At 35.4% G+C, this 26,813-nt stretch carries 28 protein-coding genes and 1 tRNA gene; 14 read left to right on the top strand and 15 right to left on the bottom strand.

Annotated elements, in window-relative coordinates:
- Position 1 precedes the first annotated feature (1 nt).
- Entirely contained in the window at positions 2-460 is a 459-nt protein-coding gene (locus tag ACTIEI_RS11295) for an NUDIX domain-containing protein (RefSeq protein WP_439506400.1), read from the top strand.
- Here ACTIEI_RS11295 and ACTIEI_RS11290 read toward each other — a convergent pair.
- Genes ACTIEI_RS11290 through ACTIEI_RS11275 form a run of 4 tightly spaced genes read right to left on the bottom strand, consistent with a single transcriptional unit; the run spans position 443 to position 6,036 of the window.
- Positions 443-1,456 carry a dipeptide epimerase gene (locus ACTIEI_RS11290; RefSeq protein ID WP_439506399.1) on the bottom strand — a complete coding sequence of 338 codons (1,014 nt, stop codon included), beginning with the start codon at positions 1,454-1,456 and terminating at the stop codon, positions 443-445. The two genes, ACTIEI_RS11295 and ACTIEI_RS11290, sit on opposite strands and share 18 nt — an antisense overlap.
- Before the next feature lie 9 nt (positions 1,457-1,465).
- Positions 1,466-4,378 carry a 4-alpha-glucanotransferase gene (locus tag ACTIEI_RS11285; RefSeq protein ID WP_439506398.1) on the bottom strand — a complete coding sequence of 971 codons (2,913 nt, stop codon included), beginning with the start codon at positions 4,376-4,378 and terminating at the stop codon, positions 1,466-1,468.
- Positions 4,379-4,431: 53 nt separating this feature from the next.
- The gene (locus tag ACTIEI_RS11280; RefSeq protein ID WP_439506397.1) at positions 4,432-5,049 is read right to left on the bottom strand and encodes a GMC family oxidoreductase; all 618 of its coding nucleotides are present in this window, start codon (positions 5,047-5,049) and stop codon (positions 4,432-4,434) included.
- A 9-nt stretch (positions 5,050-5,058) separates the two neighbouring features.
- Positions 5,059-6,036, bottom strand: a complete 978-nt coding sequence (locus ACTIEI_RS11275) for a GMC family oxidoreductase (RefSeq protein ID WP_439506396.1) — start codon at positions 6,034-6,036, stop codon at positions 5,059-5,061.
- A 54-nt stretch (positions 6,037-6,090) separates the two neighbouring features.
- On the opposite strand from ACTIEI_RS11275, the gene ACTIEI_RS11270 reads away from it, so the two are divergent.
- On the top strand, positions 6,091-7,719 hold the full coding sequence (locus ACTIEI_RS11270; protein ID WP_439506395.1) for an acyl-CoA carboxylase subunit beta: 1,629 nt from the start codon (positions 6,091-6,093) through the stop codon (positions 7,717-7,719).
- A gap of 8 nt (positions 7,720-7,727) precedes the next feature.
- Positions 7,728-8,213, top strand: coding sequence for a ribonuclease HI (gene rnhA, locus ACTIEI_RS11265; protein ID WP_439506394.1), 486 nt, complete (start codon positions 7,728-7,730; stop codon positions 8,211-8,213).
- Here the strand turns inward: rnhA and ACTIEI_RS11260 are convergent.
- Together ACTIEI_RS11260 and manA are read right to left on the bottom strand one after the other, a co-directional pair.
- Positions 8,210-8,773 (bottom strand): DUF6580 family putative transport protein, encoded by a 564-nt coding sequence (locus tag ACTIEI_RS11260; protein ID WP_439506393.1) that lies wholly within the window; start codon positions 8,771-8,773, stop codon positions 8,210-8,212. The two genes, rnhA and ACTIEI_RS11260, sit on opposite strands and share 4 nt — an antisense overlap.
- Before the next feature lie 78 nt (positions 8,774-8,851).
- A complete protein-coding gene (gene manA / locus ACTIEI_RS11255) occupies positions 8,852-10,060 on the bottom strand; it encodes a mannose-6-phosphate isomerase, class I (RefSeq protein WP_439506392.1) in 1,209 nt (402 codons plus the stop codon).
- Positions 10,061-10,114: 54 nt separating this feature from the next.
- Here manA and ACTIEI_RS11250 point away from each other — a divergent pair, with 54 nt between their 5' ends.
- The 5 genes from ACTIEI_RS11250 to ACTIEI_RS11230 all read left to right on the top strand — a co-directional run bounded on the left by ACTIEI_RS11250 (position 10,115) and on the right by ACTIEI_RS11230 (position 13,737).
- On the top strand, positions 10,115-10,474 hold the full coding sequence (locus ACTIEI_RS11250) for a YraN family protein (protein WP_439506391.1): 360 nt from the start codon (positions 10,115-10,117) through the stop codon (positions 10,472-10,474).
- 67 nt (positions 10,475-10,541) lie between these two features.
- Positions 10,542-10,832: a hypothetical protein gene (locus tag ACTIEI_RS11245; protein ID WP_295233148.1), complete on the top strand. Its 291-nt coding sequence runs from the start codon at positions 10,542-10,544 to the stop codon at positions 10,830-10,832.
- 42 nt (positions 10,833-10,874) lie between these two features.
- On the top strand, positions 10,875-12,914 hold the full coding sequence (locus tag ACTIEI_RS11240; RefSeq protein WP_439506390.1) for a DUF1684 domain-containing protein: 2,040 nt from the start codon (positions 10,875-10,877) through the stop codon (positions 12,912-12,914).
- 9 nt (positions 12,915-12,923) lie between these two features.
- On the top strand, positions 12,924-13,220 hold the full coding sequence (locus tag ACTIEI_RS11235; protein ID WP_439506389.1) for a DUF167 domain-containing protein: 297 nt from the start codon (positions 12,924-12,926) through the stop codon (positions 13,218-13,220).
- Between the two features lies 1 nt (position 13,221).
- The gene (locus ACTIEI_RS11230) at positions 13,222-13,737 is read left to right on the top strand and encodes a RidA family protein (protein ID WP_439506388.1); all 516 of its coding nucleotides are present in this window, start codon (positions 13,222-13,224) and stop codon (positions 13,735-13,737) included.
- On the opposite strand, the gene ACTIEI_RS11225 is transcribed toward ACTIEI_RS11230, so the two are convergent.
- The 6 genes from ACTIEI_RS11225 to ACTIEI_RS11200 form a co-directional block, all read right to left on the bottom strand.
- Positions 13,734-14,777: an NAD(P)-dependent alcohol dehydrogenase gene (locus tag ACTIEI_RS11225; RefSeq protein WP_439506387.1), complete on the bottom strand. Its 1,044-nt coding sequence runs from the start codon at positions 14,775-14,777 to the stop codon at positions 13,734-13,736. The genes ACTIEI_RS11230 and ACTIEI_RS11225 overlap by 4 nt on opposite strands.
- Before the next feature lie 42 nt (positions 14,778-14,819).
- Positions 14,820-15,284, bottom strand: coding sequence for a DUF1569 domain-containing protein (locus tag ACTIEI_RS11220; RefSeq protein WP_439506386.1), 465 nt, complete (start codon positions 15,282-15,284; stop codon positions 14,820-14,822).
- A gap of 6 nt (positions 15,285-15,290) precedes the next feature.
- Entirely contained in the window at positions 15,291-15,893 is a 603-nt protein-coding gene (locus ACTIEI_RS11215; protein ID WP_439506385.1) for an MCP four helix bundle domain-containing protein, read from the bottom strand.
- Between the two features lie 26 nt (positions 15,894-15,919).
- Positions 15,920-16,363, bottom strand: a complete 444-nt coding sequence (locus ACTIEI_RS11210) for a YciI family protein (RefSeq protein WP_439506384.1) — start codon at positions 16,361-16,363, stop codon at positions 15,920-15,922.
- Positions 16,360-17,502 (bottom strand): glycoside hydrolase family 26 protein, encoded by a 1,143-nt coding sequence (locus ACTIEI_RS11205; protein ID WP_439506383.1) that lies wholly within the window; start codon positions 17,500-17,502, stop codon positions 16,360-16,362. The genes ACTIEI_RS11210 and ACTIEI_RS11205 overlap by 4 nt, the downstream gene beginning before the upstream one ends.
- A 99-nt stretch (positions 17,503-17,601) precedes the next feature.
- Positions 17,602-17,676, bottom strand: a tRNA-Val gene (locus ACTIEI_RS11200).
- A gap of 118 nt (positions 17,677-17,794) precedes the next feature.
- Here ACTIEI_RS11200 and ACTIEI_RS11195 point away from each other — a divergent pair.
- Together ACTIEI_RS11195 and aat are read left to right on the top strand one after the other, a co-directional pair.
- Positions 17,795-18,100: an ATP-dependent Clp protease adaptor ClpS gene (locus ACTIEI_RS11195; RefSeq protein WP_439506382.1), complete on the top strand. Its 306-nt coding sequence runs from the start codon at positions 17,795-17,797 to the stop codon at positions 18,098-18,100.
- Positions 18,101-18,739 carry a leucyl/phenylalanyl-tRNA--protein transferase gene (aat, locus tag ACTIEI_RS11190; protein ID WP_439506381.1) on the top strand — a complete coding sequence of 213 codons (639 nt, stop codon included), beginning with the start codon at positions 18,101-18,103 and terminating at the stop codon, positions 18,737-18,739. It begins immediately after the preceding gene.
- Here aat and ACTIEI_RS11185 read toward each other — a convergent pair.
- The 3 genes from ACTIEI_RS11185 to ACTIEI_RS11175 form a co-directional block, all read right to left on the bottom strand.
- Positions 18,736-19,353, bottom strand: coding sequence for a DUF4294 domain-containing protein (locus ACTIEI_RS11185; RefSeq protein ID WP_439506380.1), 618 nt, complete (start codon positions 19,351-19,353; stop codon positions 18,736-18,738). The two genes, aat and ACTIEI_RS11185, sit on opposite strands and share 4 nt — an antisense overlap.
- Positions 19,354-19,425: 72 nt before the next feature.
- The gene (gene ccsA, locus ACTIEI_RS11180; RefSeq protein ID WP_439506379.1) at positions 19,426-21,873 is read right to left on the bottom strand and encodes a cytochrome c biogenesis protein CcsA; all 2,448 of its coding nucleotides are present in this window, start codon (positions 21,871-21,873) and stop codon (positions 19,426-19,428) included.
- Positions 21,874-21,899: 26 nt separating this feature from the next.
- Positions 21,900-22,307: a cytochrome c maturation protein CcmE domain-containing protein gene (locus tag ACTIEI_RS11175; protein WP_439506378.1), complete on the bottom strand. Its 408-nt coding sequence runs from the start codon at positions 22,305-22,307 to the stop codon at positions 21,900-21,902.
- 705 nt (positions 22,308-23,012) lie between these two features.
- On the opposite strand from ACTIEI_RS11175, the gene ACTIEI_RS11170 reads away from it, so the two are divergent.
- The 4 genes from ACTIEI_RS11170 to ACTIEI_RS11155 are packed head-to-tail and all read left to right on the top strand — an operon-like array spanning position 23,013 to position 26,809.
- Positions 23,013-24,047, top strand: coding sequence for an agmatinase family protein (locus tag ACTIEI_RS11170; RefSeq protein WP_439506377.1), 1,035 nt, complete (start codon positions 23,013-23,015; stop codon positions 24,045-24,047).
- Complete coding sequence (locus ACTIEI_RS11165) at positions 24,044-24,604, top strand: hypothetical protein (protein WP_439506376.1); 561 nt, start codon at positions 24,044-24,046, stop codon at positions 24,602-24,604. Before ACTIEI_RS11170 ends, ACTIEI_RS11165 begins: the two co-directional genes overlap by 4 nt.
- Positions 24,594-25,898: a radical SAM protein gene (locus ACTIEI_RS11160; RefSeq protein WP_439506375.1), complete on the top strand. Its 1,305-nt coding sequence runs from the start codon at positions 24,594-24,596 to the stop codon at positions 25,896-25,898. The genes ACTIEI_RS11165 and ACTIEI_RS11160 overlap by 11 nt, the downstream gene beginning before the upstream one ends.
- Positions 25,898-26,809, top strand: coding sequence for a DMT family transporter (locus ACTIEI_RS11155; RefSeq protein WP_439506374.1), 912 nt, complete (start codon positions 25,898-25,900; stop codon positions 26,807-26,809). The genes ACTIEI_RS11160 and ACTIEI_RS11155 overlap by 1 nt, the downstream gene beginning before the upstream one ends.
- Positions 26,810-26,813 lie beyond the last annotated feature (4 nt).

Here is a 26,813-nt window from a genome sequence, read left to right as displayed (position 1 = left end):
AATGCCTTTATTTAATGTTCGAGTTTATGGTTTATTAATTGATCAATATCAGCGCTTATTAGTAACTGATGAGTTTATACGAGGTAGTTATATAACTAAATTACCGGGCGGAGGATTGGAATTTGGAGAAGGCACACGAGAATGTTTAAAAAGAGAATTTATGGAAGAAATTGGCATTCATGTAAATGTGGGAGCCCATTTTTATACGACTGATTTTTTTCAAATCTCTGCCTTTAATAATAAAGACCAGATTATCTCCATTTATTATTTAGTGCATACGACAGACACTAATCAAATTAAAACTTCCGAAATCCCTTTTAATTTTAGTACAGAACAAATAAAAGATCCTAATGGAGAAACAGAAGTATTCAGATGGATTCCTTTGAAAGATCTAACTCAAGATTCAGTTACACTCCCAATAGATAAAGTGGTTGTTCAACTTTTAAAAGAAAACGCCTAATCCTGGTCTGTTAGAAAGAACCACTTTCCCGTCTTCAAAAGCAAGTCCTTTTGCATTTGCTTCAGCAAGTAACAATGGACCATCCATATCAACATAATCAAGTTGAGGTAAAAAATGTCCAATAGCAGCAGAACCAATTACCGATTCATTCATACTTCCCATCATTACTTTTAATCCAAGTGAACGAGCTTCTTGAATCATTCTTCTTGCAGGTGTTATACCACTACACTTAGTCAATTTTATATTAATCCCATGAAAAAAACCAACACATTTAGACACGTCCTGTTCCGCAACACAAGACTCATCTGCAATCAATGGCAAACTAGATGTTTCATATAAAATTTTCATCCCCTCCCAATTGTCTTTTGCTAATGGTTGCTCAATCAATTCAACACCTAGTTTAGCTAATATTGGTATAAGTTTTAAAGCCTGTTCAGTTGTCCAACCTGCATTTGCATCAACTCTAAATAGGGCATTAGTTTGTTTCCTGAGTGATTGAATAATATCAATATCATCAGGGGTTCCCAGTTTTATTTTATAAATAGGCCAAGGTTTTGCTTGCATTTTTTGTTGCATCTTCTCAATGGTATCAATACCAATTGTATAATCACATTTGGGCAAACTATTGGTCCAAGCCGTATTCCATAATTCATATAAAGGCTTTGCTTTCATTTTTCCATATAAATCCCAACCTGCCATATCTAAAGCAGCAACTAAAAATGGATTCTTTGGAAATAAATGATGTAGATAATGCCAATATCGTTCAGGATCTGTTAAAGCAAATTTTTCAACTAATTTTTGTTTTTTAGTTAAGTCGTCGATCATTTGCTCAACAGTAATATTATAATAAGCTATCGCTGGTGCTTCGCCATAGCCAATAAAAGGGCCTACTGATAATGCCACCAACAAAGCAGCTTGATGAGTCTTGGTTCTTCCATTAGAGATCGTAAAAGGATCTATAAATGGCAGATTGGTTTGTGTATATTGAAGTATCACTGCATTAATTTATCGACCTGATTTTTTAATAAAACTTTTTAGCTCACTATTAAAATCAGATTCTTCTATTAGTGATTCAATTGAGACATGCATCCTGTAACACCAATAGTGGTCTGGATTTGCGGGCACATTAATTTGTTCTGCTAATGGATTATCCCTTCTAATTTTTTCATTTATACCCATCAAATCTTGAATCTGGAAAACACTCCACATGGCTGGTGAAAACAAGTGTTGAATAACAATAGCTTTGTTGATCCATGCTTCGCAATAATGAGGAGCATCACCCCATTGTCCTAATTCTTGATTATAAAAATGTTGAATGAGCGCTTTATCTTCTTCCCACCACCCTCTAATCGTACTCATATCGTGAGTTGAGGGAGTTACAACACTTAAGTAAGGAGCATCGTTGGGATGAAAAAATTGTTTTTCAGGATTTTTGGGCATTCGTTGAATTTCTAAACTCAATAATCCTAATTGTTGCATCACTTCAGGCACACAAGAAGGGACCATTCCTAAATCTTCGCCGCAAACCAACATATTCGTAACTCTTTTTAAAGACGGTAGTTTCTTGTAAGCCTCTTTTTTCCAAAAATCATCCTGTTGCTTAAAGAAATAATTCACATATAAACCTCGTAGTTGCTCTTGTGTAGTGTACTCCAAATTCTTAAAAGAAGTAGTATGCTCTATTCCAAATCTAAAATGAAAATATTGTCCTGTTCCATCTGAATCAAATAATAGAACATTACTTATTAAACTAAAAATACCTTTTTTGATTTTTTGGTGATACTGATCTTGATCTAACGTAGTAAAATGTTGTTCAACAGCTCTTTGGGTTTCAAAACCTGGTTTTAAAGAGTAAGTCCCATTTAAGTGATTAATCAAAAACATACTCTTCACCAATTCATTATCATACCCAAATATCTCCCAAAGTACCGCATCAGTGATAAAGGGTTTTGTATATCGATCATAACTAAACCAAATGCCATTTTCAGCAAAAGTAGATACACTTATTGGTATAGCTGGAACAAAATGCCCCATAATTCCTTCTACTGCATGAAGTGGAATACTCCAAATTCTGAAGAACCCGAGTATATGATCAATTCTAAAAGCATCAAAATAATGACTCATTTGTTCAAAGCGTTGCTTCCACCAAGCGAACCCATCTTCTTGCATGCGCTGCCAATTATATGTTGGAAAGCCCCAGTTCTGACCTGTTACTGCAAAATCATCAGGCGGAGCTCCTGCTTGAAAATCCATATGAAACAAATCAGGATGTTGCCAAGTATCTGCCCCATACCTATACACACCTATTGCAATATCGCCCTTTATTATAATCCCTTTTGAGTGAGCATATGCAGCTGCCTCTTTTAATTGCAAGTGCAAATGATATTGTAGAAAATAATGAAATGCAATATCATCGTATGCACCCGATTCTGGTTGAATCAGCGCTTCAATATCTTTTTCTTTATAATGCTTAAATGCAGGCCATTTACTAAAATCGACAGTTCCATATTCATCCCTTAAATAACAAAATACAGCATATGGAATTAGCCAATGTTTATTCTGTTGATAGAATGCTATAAAAGAAGATTCCTGCAATAATTTTTTCCCATTTGATTTATAAACTTTTCTAGCAAAGGTTAATTTTGATTGTATGACCGAAGCATAATCAACCGTAGCTAAGGCGTTGAGTTGTAGCCGCTCTTTTTCTAATAGCTGTAATTGCTTAAGCTGTGATTTATTTACAATTTTTGGAAGATTTAAATACAAGGGATGTAAAGCAAAAGCAGAAATTGCAGCATAAGGGTAAGAATCCTTATTGGTATTAGTTGCAGTGGTGTCATTTACAGGAAGCAATTGAATCATCTTTAAACCCACCTGTTCGGCCCAATCTACCATTTTAATCAAATCTGTAAATTCCCCTACACCAAAACTTGATTCAGTTCTCAAACTAAAAACTGGAATAGCAACTCCAGCACCTTTCCAAGTTTGATTGGGCAAATAAGTAAACCCATCATTCACAATTGTTATCTGGTCTTTCATCACCGGATAATGCAATACCCGATTATCGCCGACTTCAAACTCGACTAATTTTTTTGATTCAAGGTCATAAATACCATATTTATATGCAATTGGAAATTGATCTAAGCTCAGGTTAAGGCCTAGTTCAAAGTAAGGAGAAGAGGCAGTTTTTCCCATCATCAATAAATGAGACTCAGACCAATTTTCCGCTTCATTAAATGACCCAGATAAACAAATGACTTGATTTTTAGAAAGCAATGGACTTTTAACTCTAAAAATATGTGTAGTTTTTTTGCTTGCTTTAGCCTTAAACTCGGTTTTAGATTCGGCTAAAAGTACTTGCTGAAAAGCTTCTGTGTAAAAACTATTTTCATAATACCCAGCATGATTCCAAGTGTCTACTAATTGAATTTGACTGGCTTTAAATGCTTTTATATCTAATACTCTATCATTACCCCAATCAATTACAGTGGTTCCATCTGCATTAACCAATACGTAGTTGTATTGAATGGGTTCTCTAGTTGCTTCTTCCGGCCAATCTAATGTAAGGGTCCAAGTTTGCTCATTCAAATACTGCATTGGAACAGCGTTTTCAATATCCCCATTACCAAGTAAGACATGATTACCAGTCAAAAACAGATTTTGCCCGAACTCAGTACGGTATCTTAATTGAAACTGCAATTTTATTTGTTCTTTACCAACAGATATTTTCTTTTGGGTTGTGTTCTTTGTTTTAGGCGCTTCCGATTTTTTTGCCTTAACTGCTTTTTTATCTACCACAACTTTTGGAGAAGTAGCTTCTTGTTTTTTAGGTGCGGCTTTTTTATTAGCAGCAGTAACTTTTTTTTCTACAATAGGTTGTTCGGCCTTTGTAGCAATCGTTTTTTTTGAAGTAGCCAAGTGGAATAAATTTATTGACGCTAAAATAGCAAACAATGTGTAATTATGACATATTAATTATCAGATAATATCATGGACGCAGCTTTTTCGGCAATCATAATGGTGGCTGCATTGGTATTACCTGAAACAATGGTTGGCATGATTGATGCATCAACTACCCTCAGCCCCTTCACCTTCTTAACTCTTAATGTATGATCTGTTACCGCCAAATGATCGACTCCCATTTTACAGGTTCCAACTGGATGATAAAGGGTTTCAAGGGTCTTTTGGATATGCGCTATAATTTCTTCATCAGATGCCATAGAAGAAGGAAAAGTTGTTTTGGTGTCCGAGAAAACTTGTAAAGCAGGGGCAGAAAAAATTGACATAGACTTTTTAATGGCTTGAATAAGTAAATTCAAATCTCTGACATCACTCAATGCCTTATGATTAATATTAACCGTGTCTAAAGGATTTGCAGATCTTAAACCGATCGTACCCCTACTTTCAGGATGCAACAATATAGACATGATACCAATTCCATTTGTGGTAGGAAATGTTTTTAAATTATAGATATCGGTTGAATAGTCGGTGGCAATTCCAATAGGAGCAAAATGATATTGAATGTCTGGTCGCTTTAAATTTTCTTGTAATTGGATAAAAGCATTAGCTTCTAAAGGGCTATTACCCAAGGGTCCTTTTTAAAATAACAAATGTTGTAAGATTGCTTTGGTTTTATTCCATGGCTTTAATAAGGAGTTAGCAGATGGGATATTCGTTTGAACGGTAACCCCACTCCAAAAATGATCTTGTAAATTTTTACCTACACCTGGTAATGTAATCAATACATCAATTCCTACTCGCTTCAATTCTGTTGGGTCCCCAATACCTGAAAGCATCAATAACTGTGGAGATTGAATGGCACCAGCAGAAAGCAATACTTCTTTATGGCAATTAATTCTTTCTGAATTAGTATTAGGAGCAGCAATTTCAACACCAACTGCAGCACCGTTTTCAATTAAAATTCTCTTTACGCGTGTATTTGTTTTTACGACTAAATTCTTTCGATTTAAAATAGGCTTTAAAAAAGCAGCAGCAGCACTATATCGCTTACTATTTTTTATATTAAATTGTAATAGATGCGCCCCTTCTTGAACAGCACCATTATAATCTTCATTTTTAGGAATTCCTATCTGTTCACAGGCATCTAGAAATGCTTCCGCAAATACACTTGGCTGCTTGGCATAACTAACATGCATAGGACCATCTTGACCATGAAAAGGAGATTCAATATTTTCATTGAATTCTGATTTTATAAAAAATGGAAGCACATTATTATACCCCCAACCAGGATTTCCTAAAGCTTCCCATTCCTCAAAATCAGCCTTATTGCCCCTCACATAAGCCATTGCATTGGTTGAACTACTTCCTCCCAAAGTTTTTCCACGTGGTATATATAGTTTGCGATTATCCAAAGCTGGCTGAGGCGTACCCCAAAACTGCCAGTCTACTTCAGTACGATGTAATTCGCCATAAGCACCGGGTATATGTATTTCTGTTTTACTATCTGGGCCACCAGCCTCAATTAAAAGCACTTTGTTTTCTGGGTTTTCTGATAACCTATTTGCCAATACTGAACCAGCAGAACCAGCCCCAATTATGATAAAGTCGTACGTCATATCTTAAATATACTTAAAGTACACTTATATTTGCAAACTAACAACTGTTCGTATATGAATTTGAGTCAAAACCGTAATGAAGATTGGATGAAATTAATGCTGAGCGAAATGAGACAGCGCATGGAAAAAATTGCATTAGGAGGTGGGAAAAAAGCCATTGAAAAACAGAAAGAAAGAAATAAGCTAACTGCTAGGGAACGTATTGCCTACTTATGTGACCAAGAAAAACCTTTTACAGAAATAGGAGGCTTTGCGGCATATGGAATGTATGAGGAAGAAGGTGGTTGTCCGGCAGGAGGAACAGTGGCGGGTGTGGGTTATGTAAGCGGCAGACAGTGTGTTATTGTAGCCAATGATCAAACAGTAAAAGCTGGTGCTTGGTTCCCAATTACTGGTAAAAAGAACTTACGAATGCAAGAAATTGCAATGGAAAATAAATTACCTATTATTTATTTAGTGGATAGTGCAGGGGTGTTTTTACCGATGCAAGACGAAATATTTCCAGACAAAGAACATTTTGGAAGAGTATTTAGAAACAATGCTAGAATGAGCGCGATGGGCATCACGCAAATTGCAGCAGTGATGGGGGCCTGTGTTGCAGGAGGAGCATATTTGCCTATTATGAGTGATGAAACGCTGATGGTAGAAGGCAATGGAAGTATTTTTTTAGCTGGCTCTTATTTAGTTAAAGCTGCCATTGGAGAAGATATTGATAATGAAACATTAGGTGGAGCAATTACCCATACAGAAATAAGTGGTATAGCAGATTATAAATTTAAGACAGAGCAAGATTGCTTAGATCATATAAAAAAAATAATAAGTAAAATGGGAGCCCCTGAAACGGCAGGGTTTGATCGAATTGCACCTGTTGCTCCCGCAAAAAATCCAGAGGAAATTTATAGCATCATTCCCGAAGGAAATTTGAAGCCTTATGATATGCTCGAAATTATTGAGCGAATGGTAGACAATAGCGAGTTTGATCAATTTAAACAAGACTATGGCAAAACCATTTTATGTGGTTATGCTAGAATTGAGGGATGGGCAGTAGGCATTGTTGCTAATCAAAGATTAGTTTGTAAAAGCAAAAAAGGTGAAATGCAAATTGGTGGTGTTATTTACAATGATAGTGCAGACAAAGCAGCTCGGTTTATCATGAATTGTAATCAGAAAAAAATCCCATTGGTTTTTTTACAAGACGTTACCGGATTCATGGTAGGCAGTAGAAGTGAGCATAGTGGTATCATTAAGGATGGAGCAAAATTGGTGAATGCAGTAGCCAACTCTATTGTTCCAAAGATCACCATCGTTATAGGAAATAGCTATGGAGCAGGCAACTATGCCATGTGCGGCAAAGCCTATGATCCAAGATTTATTTTTGCATGGCCATCTGCAAAGATTGCAGTAATGGGGGGTGATCAAGCGGCTAAAACATTGGCACAAATTCAAGTAGCAACTATGAAATCCAAAGGACGTGAAGTTACTCCAGAGGAAGAAAAAACCTTGCTTGATACCATCAAAGATCGATACTATCAACAAACTACGCCCTACTATGCTGCAGCTCGATTATGGGTGGATGAGATCATTGATCCAATCAATACAAGACAGTTGATTGCAGAAAGTATTGCTGCTGCTAACCACAATCCAAAATTAGACCAATTCAATACAGGGGTGTTTCAGGTATAATGCGTAAAATGTATTTATTTCGCGCCATGTCTCACCACTTAATGATTTATACCGACGGAGCAGCAAGAGGGAACCCAGGACCAGGAGGATATGGAATTGTGCTTATTTGGGGCCAAAAACGAAAAGAAATTTCAGCGGGCTTTAGATTAACAACCAATAATCGAATGGAGTTAATGGCTGTTATTGTTGCTTTACAATCATTAACCAAAACAGCCATCCCTGTAACCATTTATACGGATAGTAAATATATTGTTGATAGCGTGCAGAAAGGTTGGTTACAAAATTGGGTTAAAACCAATTTTAAAGGCGGTAAAAAGAACAAGGACCTCTGGTTGCAATACTATGAGTTAGCCAAGCAATATCAAGTTCGTTTTGTTTGGGTTAAAGGACATGCAGACAATGCAATCAATAATAGATGCGATGAATTAGCTACTCAGGCAGCTGATGGGAAACACTTGCTAATTGATGAAGTATACGAAGCTGAAAATGCTTAAGCCAAGTTCAGCCTAGCTGCATTTCGCTTAACTAAATACCAAGTTCCAAAAAGTACTAAACTGAAAAATAAAGTTGAGTAGATACTATTTGGATAAAAAGGCAATCCATCAGCATAGGTCATCATCAATCCTTCGAAAGTTTTTGGCCTATGCAAACCTCCCCCACCTAACCAAACAAGTCCGTTTGATAAAATAAAATAAATAGTAGGTGCAGCTAATGAAGCACCAGCAACAGAAGCAATTTTATCTTGTTTTACAAAGAAACCTATACTTGTTAAACCAATAATCAACAAATAGTTTTTCCATTGACCTCCATAAAATCCGGATATTTCAGTTAAGCCGTTCATGTATAGTATTTGGTATAACCCATCTGAAATAAACATTGAAAGCAATGGTAGCAAAAAAGCTAACTTCTTATTTTTAAAAAAAAGTGATCCAGCAAAAATTGCAATGGCCATTTGAGGAGCAAAACCCATGGGTCTATTAGGAAACACACGGTAGATTGCAGATGCAAGAACCATTAATACTAAGGAAAATATAAATTGTTTGTTCAGTTTCATTTCAGTCTATTTCAGTAACAAAAATAAGGCTATTCATGAAAGAATAGATTTCATTTTTACCCATTATGTGAATAATCGTCAAATAGATGGAACAAAAGCTTTAAAAATTGTCGAATTTCCGGTTGCTTTTAATTCGAATGAGGTATCTGCTAATATTGCTGCTGCTTCTCCTTTCTTTAGCACCAAGTGTTGATTTACAATTACCGCACCTTCTGTTACAATCATAATTTCTAGAGAAAAGCTTTTGCTATAATAACTTTCTCCTGTCTTTAATTCAATTTTGCTCAAACCAAAATCAGGAACAGGACAAGGATAAACAACTTCTCCCCCAGCCCCAGGATTGCCTTGCATTACATTTGGCACAACCGACTCAAATAAAGTATGCTTCATTAATTCAGGAACATCCACATGTTTAGGCGTTAATCCCCCCCTAAGTACATTATCACTATTGGCCATTAGTTCAATATTCTGCCCCTCCAAATAAGCATGTGGGACACCTGCTTTTTGAAAAACAGCTCCCCCTTTTTCTACATAGACAATATTGAAAAAATAAATGGAAAAAATACCCCTGTCTATGTTTTCAGTTATTCCGTTTTCTTCATATAATTTAGCTGCCCACCATGCAGGATTCATTTTATTTATACTGCCTTCTTTTTTTAACCTAATTGCTCTTTTTACAAGCGGAGCAAGCATATTATTGACATCTTCCTGCTGCATTTCCATAACAAATTGATACAAGCCCTTTAGACCAGTTTGTCTGAATAATGGTAATAAAATTTTTAATTCTTGTGTTTCAATCAATACTTCTTCTAAAGCTTCTTTAGACTTAAAACCATGCAGCAACCAGAACTCACTTAATGCAACCATCACTTCTGGTTTATGATTTTGATCTTTATAGTTTCGATGAGGAGCACTAATAGGAATACCTGCTTTATTTTCTTCTGCAAATCCGATTTCAGCTGATTCTTTCGTAGGATGAACCTGAATAGAAAGCATATCTTTCACATCCAACACTTTAAACAAATAAGGTAATTCACCAAATCTTCCCATTACTGAAGTTGTTATAGTTGTTTCAGGATCTTCAGTAATTAACTGATTTAATGATACCCAATCTTGTCCAACTAAGAGCTTTGAAGGTGCTGAAGGATGCGCCCCCATCCAATATTCTGCTGATGGTTTATCCGTAGTTTCATTACTATTCAATAACTGGGGTATAAATATATGACCACCCCAGGCATAATGCTGGATAACTCCTTTTAATTTAAAAATCCGTTCGTTCAGCTGCATATTTAAGTATTTATACTTGTAAGTAACGATAAATTGACCATTATCTTGTTTATCATGCAAAAGAATCATTTAGAAACTGGTGCCGCAGGCGAAGAACTTGCTGTTGATTACTTATTAAAAAAAGATTATTTGATTCTAGAGAGAAACTGGCGTTGTAAACATTTTGAAATTGACATTATCGCTTCACAGCAAAACATATTGGTCTTTGTTGAAGTGAAAACAAGAAAATCAATTGATTTTGGTTATCCAGAGGAAAGTATTAGTAAAATTAAAATGAAAAGACTCAAATTGGCTGGCACATTTTATCATTATCAAAACCCAAAGTATAAAAGAATTCAATTCAATGTTATAGCTATTCTTTTGTTGCCCAATAAGCCTGCTTCAATAGAAATGTTTGAGGATGTATATTTTTAAAGACAAATTGCCATTTATTTAGGATAGGCACAAAACTTGTGACACATAGAATTGTAATTATTATTCTATGAAGAAGTTTCAAGCAATTATTCATTTTAAAATGGACGACCAGTTTATGACACTGGTACCAGCACATCGTACTTATATTAATTTCTTAATGAACAAAGGAATCATTGATAGTTATGCAGTTAGCATGGAATCACAAACATGTTGGATTACTATGAATACAGATACTAAGGAAGCGGCGGACCAGTATTTAGTTAAAACCCCATTGTATAAATATTGGACCTATTCTATTGAGGAGTTGTTTGTTTATGATAGCCAACACTATCGATTACCTGCCCTACAACTCAATTAAACAGAAATAAACTACATTTGTCTACTAATCTTATAGACTTTTATGCGGCAAGCAATTCTTCTCTCGTTTTTATTCATTTCAAGCTTATCCGTTCGTGCTCAAAATTCCTTTAACCCATTGGGCGAATGGAGAGGAAGTTTTCCATTATACAATGGAGAAGAAATTCCATTTAATTTCTCTGTAAGAGCAGATAGTAACGGAAAATATCGGGTGTATTTTATTAACGGTTCGGAAGAATATTTTGGAGGTGATTTAATCCAAGTAAATGATAGTTTGCAAATATGGATTAACCAGTTTGATCGGCTAATGACAATAGGAATAAAAAATAGTAAAATATTAAGGGGATTTTGGCGCAGACAAACCAATGGAGAAGATGCCTTCCCAATTTTGGTAGAGCAGCATAATTCACAGAGATTTATAGAAACACCAGATACAACAGCGCAAAACATTTCGGGCAAATATGATGTAGTGTTTACCAATGATTCTGGCAAACAGGTAAAAGCAATTGGTATATTTAATCAAGAGGGAAATAAGGGTGGTGTAACTTTTTTAAGGCCAAGTGGAGATACCCGTTACTCATTTGGCTCCGTTCAAGGTAAAGAATTTAAGTTTTCCCTTTTTATTGGTTATTCGCCATTACTATTTAAGGGTACTATAGAACCAGATGGATCTTTAAAAGGAATCCAGCAAGGTTTAAAATCAGTGCAATTAATTCGAGCATATAAAAATGAAGCTGCTTTAATTTCAGCCCCTTCCACCTTAACTCAACTAAAAAATAAATCAACCCCTTTTAATTTCAGCTTACCCAATATGGTGGGTAAAAAAATAAGTTTAGATGATTCAGCCTATTTTAACAAGCCTGTTATCTTGACGATTGGAGGAACATGGTGTCCAAATTGTGCAGATGAAGCTAAATTTTTATCTACTTGGTATAAAGCAAATAAATCAAGAGGAATTGAAGTAATTACAGCACAATTTGAAGTAAAAGACGAATTCGGATATGCCCAAAAAACCATGGGGCGATTCAAAGAAAAATTTGGTATAGAATATCAACAGGTTTTTGGGGGATTATCTAACGGAGAATCGGTGTTAAAAACATTTCCGCTCTTAAAAAATTTTACTGGCTTCCCAACCACCCTATTTATTCGTTCTGATAGAACTATTCAAAATATTCATGCTGGCTTTGCTGGCCCTGCTACTGGAGAGTACTACCAGGCATTTATAGACAGCTTTAATAAACACGCCGATGAATTATTAATCAAAGACCATGCAACCCAAATTGAAGATTGGAAAAGGGCGCGCATACATGCATTAAAAGCAGAAGATGGATGGCTTAATTTAGAAGGATTGTTTTGGTTAAATGAAGGGGTAAATACATTTGGATCAGGAGTAAAAAATAAATTGGTATTTCCTTTGGGTACAATTGGTTTAAATGGCGGAGAATTAGTAAAAAAAGGTGACAGTGTTTGGTTAAACCCTGCAGCTGGAATTCGTTTTGAAGTGGATCAAAAAATTACCCAATCGAAAACCCTCTTGTTTAGTAATTCCAAAACTACTGCTGTTGTAAATCATCGAAATTTGCGATTTACGATTATCCAACGTGGAGAAAAGATTGGAGTTAGACTTAGAAACCTTCAATCCAATCAATTAAAAAAATTTGAAGGTATCCAATATTTTGAAACAGATAGCAATTGGCGTTTTAAAGCCAATTTTATTAAGTCTGCTTTTAAACAGCACATCGTCATTAAAAATGCGTTAGGACAAGAAAATCCAACAGAATTAGCTGGTAAGTTCAGATTCGAGTACAAGGGTCAATTTTATACACTCGATGCCATTTCAGAAGGGGATTATTTGTTAATAGTAATGGGAGACGCTACATCTGGGCTATCCACCTATGCTGCTGGAAGGTTCTTGTATATTGCAAAAACTGAGGCAGAAGCACCCGACTTTATGATCGATTTTAATAAAGCATATAATCCACCCTGTGTATTTACACCATTTGCTACCTGTCCCATTCCACCGCCACAAAATATATTGCCATTTGCTGTTACTGCTGGTGAAAAGTTGTATAGCAATCATTAAATTTAATTCATGAATGCTTCCTTTTACAACTGGGATAATGATGTATTGAGTTTAAACATTTTAGTCAGTGCTGGGGCTAGAACCAATTCATGGGGTAAGGTAAAAGGCAATCAAATTAAAATCAGCATTATGACTGCTCCTGAGAATGGAAAAGCAACCGCATTTTTAATTGACTTTTTAGCCAAACATTTTAAAGTATCAAAAAAATCTGTTGAATTAGTGTCAGGGGAATTTATTCCACATAAACAATTTAGAATTCACCAACCCAAACAACTTCCATCTATTATTGAACCTAACTATACCTAAAATGAAAAAAATATTCTTACTTATTTGTATTGTTTTGGCGGTGAAAACTGAAGCACAAACACCAGAAGAAAAATTGACATCAGCAGGTATTATACTTCCTAATTTGTCTGCCCCTGTTGCCAATTATGTTAATGCAGTTAGAACAGGGAATTTATTATTTCTTTCTGGTAAGGGCCCATCGGATCAAACAGGAAAATACATCACAGGAAAATTGGGAATAAACCTAACCATTGATGAGGGATATGCGGCGGCAAAGCTTACAGCTATTAATCAATTGGCAGTGCTTAAAAAAGAATTGGGCGAGCTTTCCAAAATAAAACGAATTGTAAAAGTGCTAGGATTAGTTAATAGTAGTCCTGATTTTTATGACCAGCCCAAAGTAATGAATGGTTTTTCTGACTTAATGGTACTAGCTTTAGGTGAAAAAGGGAAGCACGCTCGTTCTGCAATTGGAACCAACTCACTTCCCTTTAATATGGCTGTAGAAGTTGAACTAGTGGTTGAAATAGAAAACTAAATGGTTTTCATATCAATCACAAATCGATATTTAACATCCGACTTGATTACTCTTTCATAAGCTTTGTTGATCTCATTAACGCCAATTAATTCAATATCTGAATAGATATTATGTTCTGCACAATAATCAAGCATTTCTTGGGTTTCAGCAATCCCGCCAATCATAGAACCAATAATGCTTCTTCTTTTTGAAATTAGTTTAGCCGCGTTATACGCACTTTCTTCAGGAGGGATACCTACAATGATCATTTTACCTTCTAAAGTCAATAGATCTAAAAATTTATTGATATCATGAGCAGCAGCAACTGTGTTCAATATGAAATCAAACTTACCCTTTAAAGCTTTCATCTGAGCAGGATCTGTTGATAGTGCAAAATGATGGGCGCCTAATTTTTTTGCATCTTGTTCCTTAGATGGAGACGTACTCAACATGGTTACTTCAGCACCAAAAGATGCAGCAAATTTCACTGCCATATGACCCAATCCGCCCAATCCCAAAACAGCTACTTTATGTCCCTTCCCTACTCCAGCAAATTTGAGTGGCGAATAAGTAGTGATGCCTGCGCAAAGCAAAGGTGCCACCCCAGCTAAATTTTCTTTTTGAGGAATATGCAATGTATATTTTTCATCAATAACATAACAATTTGAATACCCGCCATAAGTAGGCGTTTTCTTATCGCGATAATAGCCATTATAGGTTGGAACCATCCCCTCTTCACAATATTGCTCTAGCCCTTTTTGACAAGGATTGCAAGTTCTACAAGAGTCAACAAATACTCCTACACCAGCAATATCCCCTACTTTAAATCGAGCTACTTGGTCACCCACTTTTACCACTTTCCCTACAATTTCATGCCCAGGGACAACTGGATATATTGCTGGCCCCCACTCACCTCTAGCAGTATGGATATCTGAGTGGCAAATTCCACAAAAAAGAATATCAATTAAAACATCTGTTGGCCCCACTTCATTTCTATTAAATGACAAGGGTACTATTTCACTTTCTTTACTTGTAGCACCGTATCCTTTAGCTTGTATCATAGTGTTAAGTTTTTGCTAAGGTACAAAGTTTACATAGGGAATCTATGCTTGTTTTTGGATGATGTCTTTGATTATTAAAATATGATGAGCAGTATGGATTGTCAGCATTTTAATTGCTGCATTTTTATTCAATTTTCCAAAGAATGGATGCAAGAAAAATTGATTAGAAGCTAAATTTTCTAGCACTGTTAATCGGGGTACAATTGTTTCAAAAGCATGGATGGTATTGGATGCATTAAACGTTTCAGTTGGTCTTACTTGTTTCGGTGCTTTAGCTACCCCTCTAGGAAATCGGTTCAAACTAAATGCAAAAAAACGCTTTAAATTAAATTGATACTGATAATTAGCAGGGTCAGATGCTTCCATAGCAGCAATAATTTGTGAGAGCACTAATAAAGAATGATCAATATGCCAACCAACGCTAGAACCAGATACTTTTTCATTTAGCATATCCGCTTGCGCAATATAGGTTTGCAACTCGTTTACATATTGTATTAATTTTTTCATTCCAATTTAATTAAGCTGTTGTTGTTGAACGCTAGAAAGGTTGATTGTTTTTGAAGCAAAAACAATTGCTTGGATGATCACGGCTAAAATTATCAACATTGCAAATTGAAATTTTGAACTCAAATCATTTCCTAAAAAAACCACTTTTGTTTCTTCCTTAATGCGCGCGCCTTCTGTAACTTGAATTTCAGAAAGCAGATGCAGATAATTTTCTATTTTAACAACAGATGCTAATAATTGGTTGCCCGATAGCATTTTATTTAATTCTACCTGTAATGCATTAAACAGATTTTCTTCCTTACTTGTCAGTTTAGTTCTACTGTATTTGCTTAATAATACTTGAATCTCTTGATCTAATTTTAACTGCTGTTGAATATTTTTTGAACGCTCCCCATTCAGCTGCATTTCCTGTTTTTGATGTATTAAACTTGATAGTTTAAATAAAAAACTCTCCGCAATTAATCGATCTTCATATATGGTCTCGAAAGATTCATTTAATGATGAAAAATTTCGATTATTCGAAAAAGTAGTAAAAAGAATTAAAAGGAAAACAAGCCCTAAAACAATTGATGCAGTTAATTTATTTTGAAATCCATAAGTCCATTTCATAGCAAGTTCATTAAATTTTACAACATTTAATTTTGACTGATTTTTTCTGCAAATGGCAAGTACGCTGCTAATGCAGCTGACCCATACCATTTATATAATTCAGTAGCAAGTAATCCTGAACTGATAGCAGGGTCGGTTAGGAGTAATTTTTCAGCTTCTTCTATACTGGTTAAATTCAAAATAAAAATTCCCCTATAAGTTTTATCATTCTTACCTAATGGCCCTGCAACCACCAATTGATTGGCTTTTACCATTACCCCCATATTCTGCATATGTCCCGCAAAACAACTATCAATAAAATGCTTATTGGTAGTTTTATTGGGGCCGGTCTTTAAAAGAACCAAAATATAGCTTTTCATCCCATTCTTATCTGCACCCAGCTTCTTTGCAAGCGAAGAGTCATACACTTTATCCTGGGCAATTGCGTTAAAGGAAAATAAAAGAAATCCTATAAGTAAATACTGTTTCATTTGTACAGTTTTAATTCTCGAGCCTTCTTTTCAAAAATGAACTTATCAGAGATGTAGAGTTTATAAAAGTCCATAAAAGAAGGATCTCTACCCACAGGAATAAAATGATCTTGAGAAGGGGCAAAACGATATTTGCCTGTACCATTTACCAACCCACCATCTCTCCAAAGATGGATATAGGATATTTGATGATTCCCAATCCCTTTCATTAATTTCTTAGTAAACCATTCTGCATAAGGTATATTCAAAAATCCAGTCTCAGCCAAAGCAGGAAGTTTTTGATGTTTTCGTGCAATTGAAGTTAAAATCCCTAATCGTTTATCTAATTTTTGTTCAAAATCTGAATTATTGGAAGGATCACCATATTGATAAAAATCAAAACTCATCACATCTACATATTCATCGCCAGGATAATATTGCATGAACTGAGCTTCTGTTTCAAACTTTTCAGGATTATAAGCCCATAACAAATGATGTACTTGTTTGATATTGGTTAAATAATCAAATGTAAACTGCCATAACTTTTTATATTCCTCTGGAGTACATACATTTTGACACCACCAGAACCAATTTCCAGTTAGTTCATGAAAAGGTCTAAAAATCACTGGAATATATTCTCCTTTTTGACCTTTTAAATCAAGCATAAAACTAGCTACTCTGTCTAACCACACTTTATATAGCTCATGCTTTGATCCACCTGGAATAATAGCTGCCACTGCATTCCCCGAAATATCCCAAGCATTTTTACCTGTTACTGGATTATTTGCATGCCAACTTATTGTTATTACCCCTCCTTTCTGATATCCCTCTTTAATAAAGCTTTTCATCTTATTAAAAGGAACACTGTCTAAATTAAAAGTTGCACCTAACTCAAGGTCTCCCAGTTCCCACCCATACATAGCAGGGTATTCTCCAACCGCATCTTGGACCACACTTTTACCAGGAATATATTCCCAACCTAATCCGTATGCTAAATCATCTTGGTGTCCAAATAGAATACCCTTTGGTAAAATGCTGAATAGATTATTATAAAGTTGTACAGTAGTTGCACTTGCTTTTTTATTGGCTGTTTTGTATACTTGGCCTAACATGGGTAATACAATCGTTAAAAAAAATCCGGTAAAGAACAATTTTCGCATTGGAATAACTTGAATTAACTCAATTTACTGATTTAATAGATAGCTTGTTTAATGAGGGATTAATAGAAAAAAAATAACCTCGATAAATCGAGGCTATTGTGGGAGCACACGGGTTCGAACCGCGGACCCTCTGCTTGTAAGGCAGATGCTCTAAACCAACTGAGCTATGCTCCCTTATTGTTTGGGAGTGCAAAAATAGGGGCTCAAATCAAATTACCCAAAAAAAATTATATTTTTTACCAATAAAAATTCATTTTTTTTGAAATAGACGTCCTTAGCATAATTTTACAGCATGTCTAATTTCATTTTTTTGAATAATCCCGAAATTGGGGAAGCTATTGAATCAGACACAGACACGGCTATTGCAGATACATATAGTCTTGTAGTTTGGAATGATGAGGTAAATACTTTTGAATGGGTAATAGAAACCTTGATGGAAATTTGTGGCCATAGTTTAGAACAAGCTGAACAATGTGCACTTTTTATTCATCATAAAGGAAAGTATGCTGTTAAAAAAGGGGATTATGATACATTGAAACCCATGTGCAACAGTATTACAGACAGAGGCATTGGCGCCACTGTTGAACTGAACAACTAAATGCATGTACTTTCCCATAAAATTTGGTTTCCACCCATTGAAGACGCATTAGCAGATGGGTTATTAGCTATTGGTGGAGACCTTTCTACAGACCGACTCATTTTGGCTTATCAAAAAGGTATTTTCCCTTGGTACGAGGGCGAAACACCATTATGGTGGAGCCCCGATCCAAGATTTGTTTTATTCCCTGATGAGTTGATCATCAGCAAAAGCATGAAACAGCTAATTAAAAAAAATCAGTTTCAATATAAAACCAATACTGCTTTTTCAAAAGTAATCAATCACTGTAAAAATCAAATTAGAGATGGCCAAAATGGAACTTGGATAACCAATGATGTGGAATTTGCCTTTAACCAATTACACCAAAAAGGAATTGCCATTTCTGCTGAAACCTGGCAAGAGAACGAATTAGTGGGCGGTTTATATGGCATTAAAATGGGAAAGCTTTTTTTTGGAGAAAGTATGTTCAGCAACGTTTCTAATGCAAGCAAATTTGCTTTTATACAGTTGGTGAAACAATTAATTGAAGAAGGAGTAAGATTAATAGACTGTCAGGTTTATACCAATCATCTAGCAAGTTTAGGCGCAAGAATGATATCTAGAAATGATTTTAAAAAATTTCTTGAAGAATATATTTAACCGGGATACCCATACATTCTTGCTACGTCTTTCACAATTTTTTCCATATCTGCATCTTTGCTAGTAGGATCGTATGCTTGTTTTAGATTACCTCCAAAAATCACCGCTACAGTTTGCCAAAATGCGGCTGTTACAAATCCCTTATACTCGTCAATTATTTCATAGCAATTATTGCCAGTTTCTCTATTGATGAGTTTCATCAATACCCTACCCTGATAAACAGATAATTTCGTTAATTGATCTGTGAACTGCTTTTTCATTTCTTTTTCTCTGTATCGGATAATTTGTCTTCTAACCTTCTTATCCTTTACATTAACCAGTTGCAAATTGATTTCATTAATAATTCTAGAAGCAGCTTTTGCATAAGGATAGGTAACGTATACGGCGTTTCGTAATCTAGTCCACTCAGCCCAGTATTTTTTTCCGGCCGCAGTTAGCTTCCCTTCAACCATAACATTGGGTAACCAAGACTCACCAATGGTGTCGCCTGTAGCAGTTACAAATGCATATACTCGAACAGTATCATATGAACCTTTTTCCTGTCCAAACAAATATTGATGATTGGCCAAAAGGAAGAATGAAATAAAAATAATATAGCGGTTAACGAGTTTCACAGCAATTAAATTTAGTCATATTTGACTAATATTAATACCAAGACACAAAAAAAGTAACCTTCGCTGCCGATATTACAAAACAGACTTTTGTAATTGTTTAACGCGCTGAATAATCGACATTACAAATCCAACTACCATTATAACAATTCCTAACCATAATAAATTGATCATGGGGAACTCATATACTTTAAGGGTAATTAAATCTGTAATATTTCCGCTTTCTTTAACGCCAATTTCAAGCTTACCAGCTTCTTGATCAATTACTTTATTAAACTTCAAGACAAGACTTTGAGAAATAACACTATCCGGCAAAGAACGAAGTTCTTGACCTTTTAAAGCAATACCCGGATAAGCACGATATTGTTTGCCTTCCTTAGAAATGATTGTCATGTCTAAGAATAATGCAGTTTCATCTGCATTGTATTTTGCTTGAAGTTCTTTAGGATTAACCGATACTTTATTCAAGATCATCATGCCATTTCCATAAAACAACGTATCGTTTATTTTAACTGCTTTATTTTTAAAGCTTACCGTATCTGCAGCCCTATTCTCTTGAAATGAAGTAATGTAAACAAAAATGTCTTTGTGCCAATAGTGCTTTGCTGCTGGATTTGCTGCAAACCCTTCCATGCCTTTATTATTCTTGATTACATCTGGGTATAATTTGAATTGCTCAGAACCGTCTTTGGCTTTAAAATCAATTTCAAAGTATCTTTTTCTATCTCTTGGATTGGTGGTATCCATAGTATAAGTAACCATGTATTTACCCATATCAGTTGCCACCGCCTTAAACAAGGTAAGGTTTTCAGCAGGATCTCCGGCAGGATTCCCTTTTTCATCTTTGCTTTCAACACTCAATGGAGTAACTCCAGTGGTGTTCCAACTCAATACGGTTTTTTTACCTGATGAAATCAGTATCCCTACTAAAACCAATCCAAACCCAATATGAGCTACAGATGGACCTGCCGCTTTCACTTTGCCTTTTATTCCTAGCCACAAATAAGCAGTATTGGCTATCACAGCATATACAGCTGCAAAAATACCCAAATGAATTGCCGCTAAAAACCCAGGCCCTTTCTTAGCATATGATATATCTCCCCAAATACTTATTGCCCCTGAAATAACAATAGCTATGATGGTAGGAATTAAGATTTTCTTCCAAAACATTCCCTTTGGGGTATCCTTATACTTTAGATATTGTGTGGTAGCAGTAAGTATTCCTAAAATGATTGCAACAAATATTTGGATCTGGTTGTGAGCAAACTCAGGGTCTTGAGGCGGCGCGATATTGGTTCCAAAAACTTTATTCCATACGGGAGTAGATGTTTTGGCTATAATCACCATGCCTGATAAAAAAAGTACTAATGATCCAATAAACATCCAAAATTCTCTGCTGTAGGTGCTTTCCTCTTTTACAATGGATGGAATACTTTTATATCGAATAAAATACAAAATCATTGCAGGCACAAAGAAAATGAGCACAAATAATAACAACTGTGCATTCAATCCCATATCGGTGAATGAGTGTACCGAAGTATCTCCTAAAATGCCACTTTTCGTTAAAAAAGAGGAATAAAGAATTAATACAAAACTGATGATATAGAAAAAATAAGTTGGTCTTAAAGAATATCCACTGTTTTTATAAATTAAATTGGTATGAAGACCTGCTACTAGTGTTAACCATGGCACCAAAGAAGCATTTTCTACTGGATCCCAAGCCCAATAACCTCCAAATGATAGACTTTCATAAGCCCAAGCTCCACCCATCATAATACCAGTGCCTAATACTGCAGCTGAAAAAGAAGCCCAAGGTAATGCGGGTTTAATCCAATCATGCTCCTTTTTAGACAGTCCTGCAATTGCAAAAGCAAAAGGAACGATGGTAGATGCGAAACCTAAAAAAAGAACCGGAGGGTGAATAACCATCCAATAGTTTTGTAATAAAGTATTTAATCCAGTACCATCTTTAATAAAATCTAAATAATTCGGCTGGCTAAATATGGGCGCATCCATTTCATTACGCAACAATGCAAAAGGGTTAATTCCGACTTTCGACCCAAAGAAATAGATCCCCAAAAGCATAGTAGCAATAAAAAACTGTGCAAAACTAATAACAGTCATTACAGGTGCCTCCCACTTACCTGCTTTCCAAATAAGTATCCATCCTAATACACAATGCCAAAAACTCCAAAGCATAAAGCTCCCTTCCTGGCCTTCCCAAAAACAACTTAGTAAGTATTCAAATTGTAAACTTAAATCACTGTGCGTATAAGCATATTTATATTCAAATAAGTGATTCGAAATAATATAGTATAAGCAGCCAAATAGCACCAAAATACTAATGGTCTCTGCTAAAAAAGCCCACCGAGCAAGTAACAACCAGGGTCTTTTCTCCTCTACTAATTGAGCTTTTGAAGCACTAAAAAAAGCAAAAGTTGCCAACAAAGAGGCAACTAAACTCAGAATTGCAAAAAAATGGCCTATTTGACCGGGCAATAAATGTTCACCTAAATAATTCATGAATACGTTTCTTAGCTGTAAAAAAGTTAGTTAGAAGTTTGAAGTTGCTTTTGCATAGCATTGGGATCATCCTTGTATTTAGAAGGACATTTAAGCAAAATGTGCTCACACTCAAATTGATTATTTTTTACCTTCCCCTTTAACACAATACGTTCGCTTTTTTCCATATCAGTTGGTTTGGTATCGTGATAAACTACTTTAATGGAGCTCCCCAATGTATCAATAGCAGTAAAACTTAAATAGTTAGGATTTTTCACCGCATCGTATTCAATGGCTTGAGTAGTATCTAATTTAGCAATAAGATTCACAAATTTGCCCTCTTTTTCCTTAGCAGATGCAATTGTTTCATAGGTGGTTAAATCTCCACTGTATTGCACTAAAACCGCAATTGCTGCTGCAATTAAAACAAGAATAATAATATGGGTTGTTTTCATGGCTAATTTTGAAATGCAAAGGTAATTTAAAAACAATAGGGAAATAGAATTGTTGCTTTTTGTAGCTTGTTAAAATTTCGAAGTTTCCACAAATAGTAAATATGACTCATAGCCCCGTAAATAATTTTGTTACAACCGAAGACTTTAGGCTATTTATTGCTAGAATTATTTACGGAACATTATTTTTTATCATTGTTCTACAAATGATTTTACATCAATTACCTTATCAATTGCCAATGCAAAATAATACTTGGTTGATGTATCCTTGGATTAGGTCAACGGTTAGTATAACGGCTTCCACGGCGGTTTTGGTCGGTTTTTTTATACCCAGTAGGGTTTGGAGCATGATTTCTGCACTGTGCATGCTGCTATTTAATTTCTGTTACGCCGATTTAGCTAATAACGCCTTTTACAACTTTATATGGTGGGTTTTACTGATTCCATTTTGCCTGAAATCCCCGATAGTCTATCATGTAATGAATAGAAATAAGTGGCTGGTCATATTATTTGCAGTAGCAAATGGATTCAGTTATGGCATTAATATAGTCGCCTTACCCATATATACGCTGTATTTTTTGCCATTTCTACCCTATAAATGGTTATTTGACTCCTTTAACAGGTATTATGAACCCAGATAGGCTATAAATTTATGTAGTATTATCAAATTAGGAACTAACTTGCACCCCGTTTTCAATACTGCTCAATATGACTGACTTATCAGGCTTTAATCCTAATGCGGTAGCCAATCCCAACAACAATATTTTTGGTCTTCCATTTACGGAAGAAGAATCAAAAGTAATTATACTTCCTGTACCTTGGGAAGTTACGGTAAGTTATGGTGCTGGTACTGCAAGGGCAGCGGAGCATATTTTTAAAAGCAGTATGCAAGTAGACCTTTTAGATACAGAGGGAAATGCTGGTTGGAAACAAGGTTTTTTCATGAAGGAAATTGACAAGAAACTCTTGTTAAAAGGAGATTACTTAAGAAAAGAAGCAGAATTATATATCGATTATATTGCACAAGGCGCAGAACTTATAAATAACAAGTTTATGTGCAAGAGTGTTAAAGAAATTAATGAAGGAAGTATTTATCTAAACAACTGGGTTTACGAACAGAGCAAAGCCTTATTAGATAAAGAAAAAATTGTAGGACTGTTAGGGGGAGATCATAGTACTCCATTGGGTTTAATGAAAGCATTAGCAGAAAAACATGGATCGTATGGGATAATACAAATTGATGCCCATTGCGATTTAAGAGTCAAGTATGAAGGATTTACCTACTCGCATGCTTCCATTATGTATAATGCGCTAAATGAAATACCTGCTATCTCAAAATTAGTTCAAGTGGGTATTAGAGATTATTGTGAACAGGAGTGGGAGTATATCTGCGATAGTAATTTCAGGGTAATCACCTATTTTGACAAGAATATAAAGGAGAGATTATTTGAAGGGCAAAACTGGAAAAGTATTACAAACGAAATGATACAGCACTTGCCACAAAAAGTGTATATCAGTTTTGATATAGATGGATTAGATCGAAAACTATGTCCAAATACTGGAACACCAGTTCCTGGTGGATTTGAAAGCGAAGAAATTATTTACCTATTCAAAAAAATTAAAGAATCAGGCAGAGAACTCATAGGATTTGACTTGGTAGAAATTGGAGTTGGTCAAACCGATTGGGACAGCAATGTGGGGGCAAGAATATTATGGAGACTTTGTAACTTAATGGTATCATGAAAACCTTCGACTACATCATTGTATTAAAAAAACGCAATCATTCCACAGTAGATGGGGTAAGCCAAATCATGTTATTAATTGCAATTATTGCATTTATTGGCAATGGTATAAATGGTTTATACAATGCCCTTTCATCATACGCATTTGCAGTTTTGGTAATTGGCTGGGGAGCATTTTGTATTTGGCAAAAGAAAAAAGGCAATGCCCCTTTTTATAGATTTGGATTGTTATTAGCAGCTATGGGTTGGTATAGTATGGCAGATGGTTTATGGATATCTTTAATTTATTTATTAGCAGCAATGCTAGAAAAGCAGGTTAAGTTTCCGGAAGAAATTGCCTTTGATGAAAATGAAATTGTGTTCAACAGTTTTCCCAAAAAAAGATACGATTGGGCAGCTTTAAAAAATGTGGTTTTAAAAGATGGCTTATTAACCCTCGATTTTAAAGACGACAAACTCATTCAGAAAGAATTAGATGCTGATACCACTAAAGCAACAGAAGAAGAATTCAATCTATTTGCAAAAGCACAACTAGAAAAACCCACTTATGTCAGTTAAACCATTTTTGCTGTATTCCGATGGCGAGGGAAATATCTATGAAGACGACACCCTTTATGCTGTTGGCCGTGCAGGCTGGGATGCATTTCCTGTTGAAGCAGATCAATGGATTGAACTACCACAAGGGGGTAATTTATATGAATTACCTGGGAGAAGAGGTATAGGCATAGATGTACAAACTGGTGAAATGAGACTATGCGAAAAGGGATGGGCCGTAGCAGCATTTATTCCACCCGCCTATACAGGATTATTTATTGCAGCATATGAAACAATGCCTGATGCCCCCACTTTACCACTATTCTGTTATACCGCTGTGGGTTGGATGAACGAAAAAAAATATGTCCCAGCCATTAGAATAGAAAAAGATATCAGACAAGAAGCAGCTGGTTTTGATGATACCAAAGTAAAAGAGGGGACCGCTCATTTATTAAAAGCCTACCCAGAAAATAGACTAGTAAAACATCTAATGGAAAACTGTTGCATGACTTATCACTGTCCTGCAGCTAGAAATTTCTCTTTAGGAAGATGGGAATGTCCAATACCCACCTCACCTGCATGTAATGCCAATTGTATTGGTTGTATATCCTTTCAACCAGAAGAAGAAACAATCGTAAGTACACAGGATAGGCTAACTTTTAAGCCAAGGGCCGAAGAAATTGTTGAATTTACGGTACCCCATTTAATCAATGCCCCATATCCAATTGTAAGTTTTGGACAAGGATGCGAAGGAGAACCTTTATTAATGTGGGAGACTATTAGAGAATCTATCATTGAAATCAGAAAGCATACCAACAGAGGTAGCATTAATATCAATACCAATGGATCAAAACCCGCTGCAGTAGATGCACTCTGCAAAGCAGGATTAAATAGCATGCGAGTAAGTACCAACTCTGCTCAAAAACATATTTACGAAGCTTATTATAGGCCTAATAATTATGCATTTGAAGACATCATTGAGAGCTTAAAAGTAATGCGTAAATATGGTGGTTGGACCAGCATCAATTATTTTGTATTTCCAGGTATTACAGACAGCGAAGCGGAATATGAAGCTTTAAGAAAACTAATTTCTGAGACTAATCTTAATATGATTCAGTGGCGCAATTTCAACATTGATCCAGATTGGTATATGGGTAAAATAGGTATGTCTGAAACAGGTGAAATGTTGGGTGTAAAGCAAATGATGGATTTAATTCAAGAAGAATTTCCCGATTTAAAATTCGGCTATTTTAATCCTCCAATGGAAAGAATTAAAGGGGATTATAACCATCAATTTGCAGGAGCGCCTATACAATAATGCAGTCTAAATTAAGCAACCATACTGTTCAAGGTTTTTTATTAGCAATAATTGCCACACTACTTTGGTCGGGTAATTTTATTATCGCAAGAAAAGTCAGTACCGCAATTAGTCCTATCAGCTTAGCCTTTTTTAGATGGACTTGCGCATCATTGGTACTATTCCCATTTGCATATAAACAAGTTATTGCTGAATGGTCTCACCTTAAAGCCAATTGGAAAATTTTAACTTGGCTTGCTCTTACGGGTATTGCGCTATTTAACACATTTGTTTATGTAGCCGGACACAATACTAGTGCAATCAATATGGCTTTAATTGGCACTACCTCCTCTCCCATTTTTGCAACTGCAATGGCCGTTCTTTTTTTAAAGGAAAGATTGGGGTTTTTCAGAATCATAGGAATGATTATTTGCATATTGGGAATTGTACTGTTGATCTCAAAAGGAAGTTGGGAGTTATTACTTTCATTCAAATTTTCTAGTGGTGATGCTTGGATTTTAGCAGGCGCATTTGCATTTGCGGTTTATAATATATTAGTACGGAAGAAGCCCGTTACGATTAGTGCATTGTCTTTTCTGTTGGTCATTTTTGTTTTAGGTGCTTTGATGTTATTTCCTTTTTTTATCCTTGAGCAATATATTGTTAAAGCCCCTACGAATTGGTCACCAACTTTATTCGGATCTATTCTTTACTTAGGAATAGGAACTTCTGTTTTAGCATTCTGGTGTTGGAATTTGGCCATTTCAAAGTTGGGTGCAGGCAGAACCGTTTTATTTGGCAATTTAATTCCCATTTTTAGTACATTAGAAGCTATACTGATTTTGGGTGAAACAGTTACCCCTATTCATTTTTATAGTGGCATATTGGTAATTTCCGGATTAGTCATAGCAAATATTACTTTTAAAAAATAACTAT

It is taken from the genome of Sediminibacterium sp., from assembly GCF_051860225.1.
Lineage (GTDB): Bacteria > Bacteroidota > Bacteroidia > Chitinophagales > Chitinophagaceae > Sediminibacterium.
The sequence above is the reverse complement of the archived record's forward strand: the minus strand, read 5'-3'. Positions and strand labels throughout refer to the sequence as shown.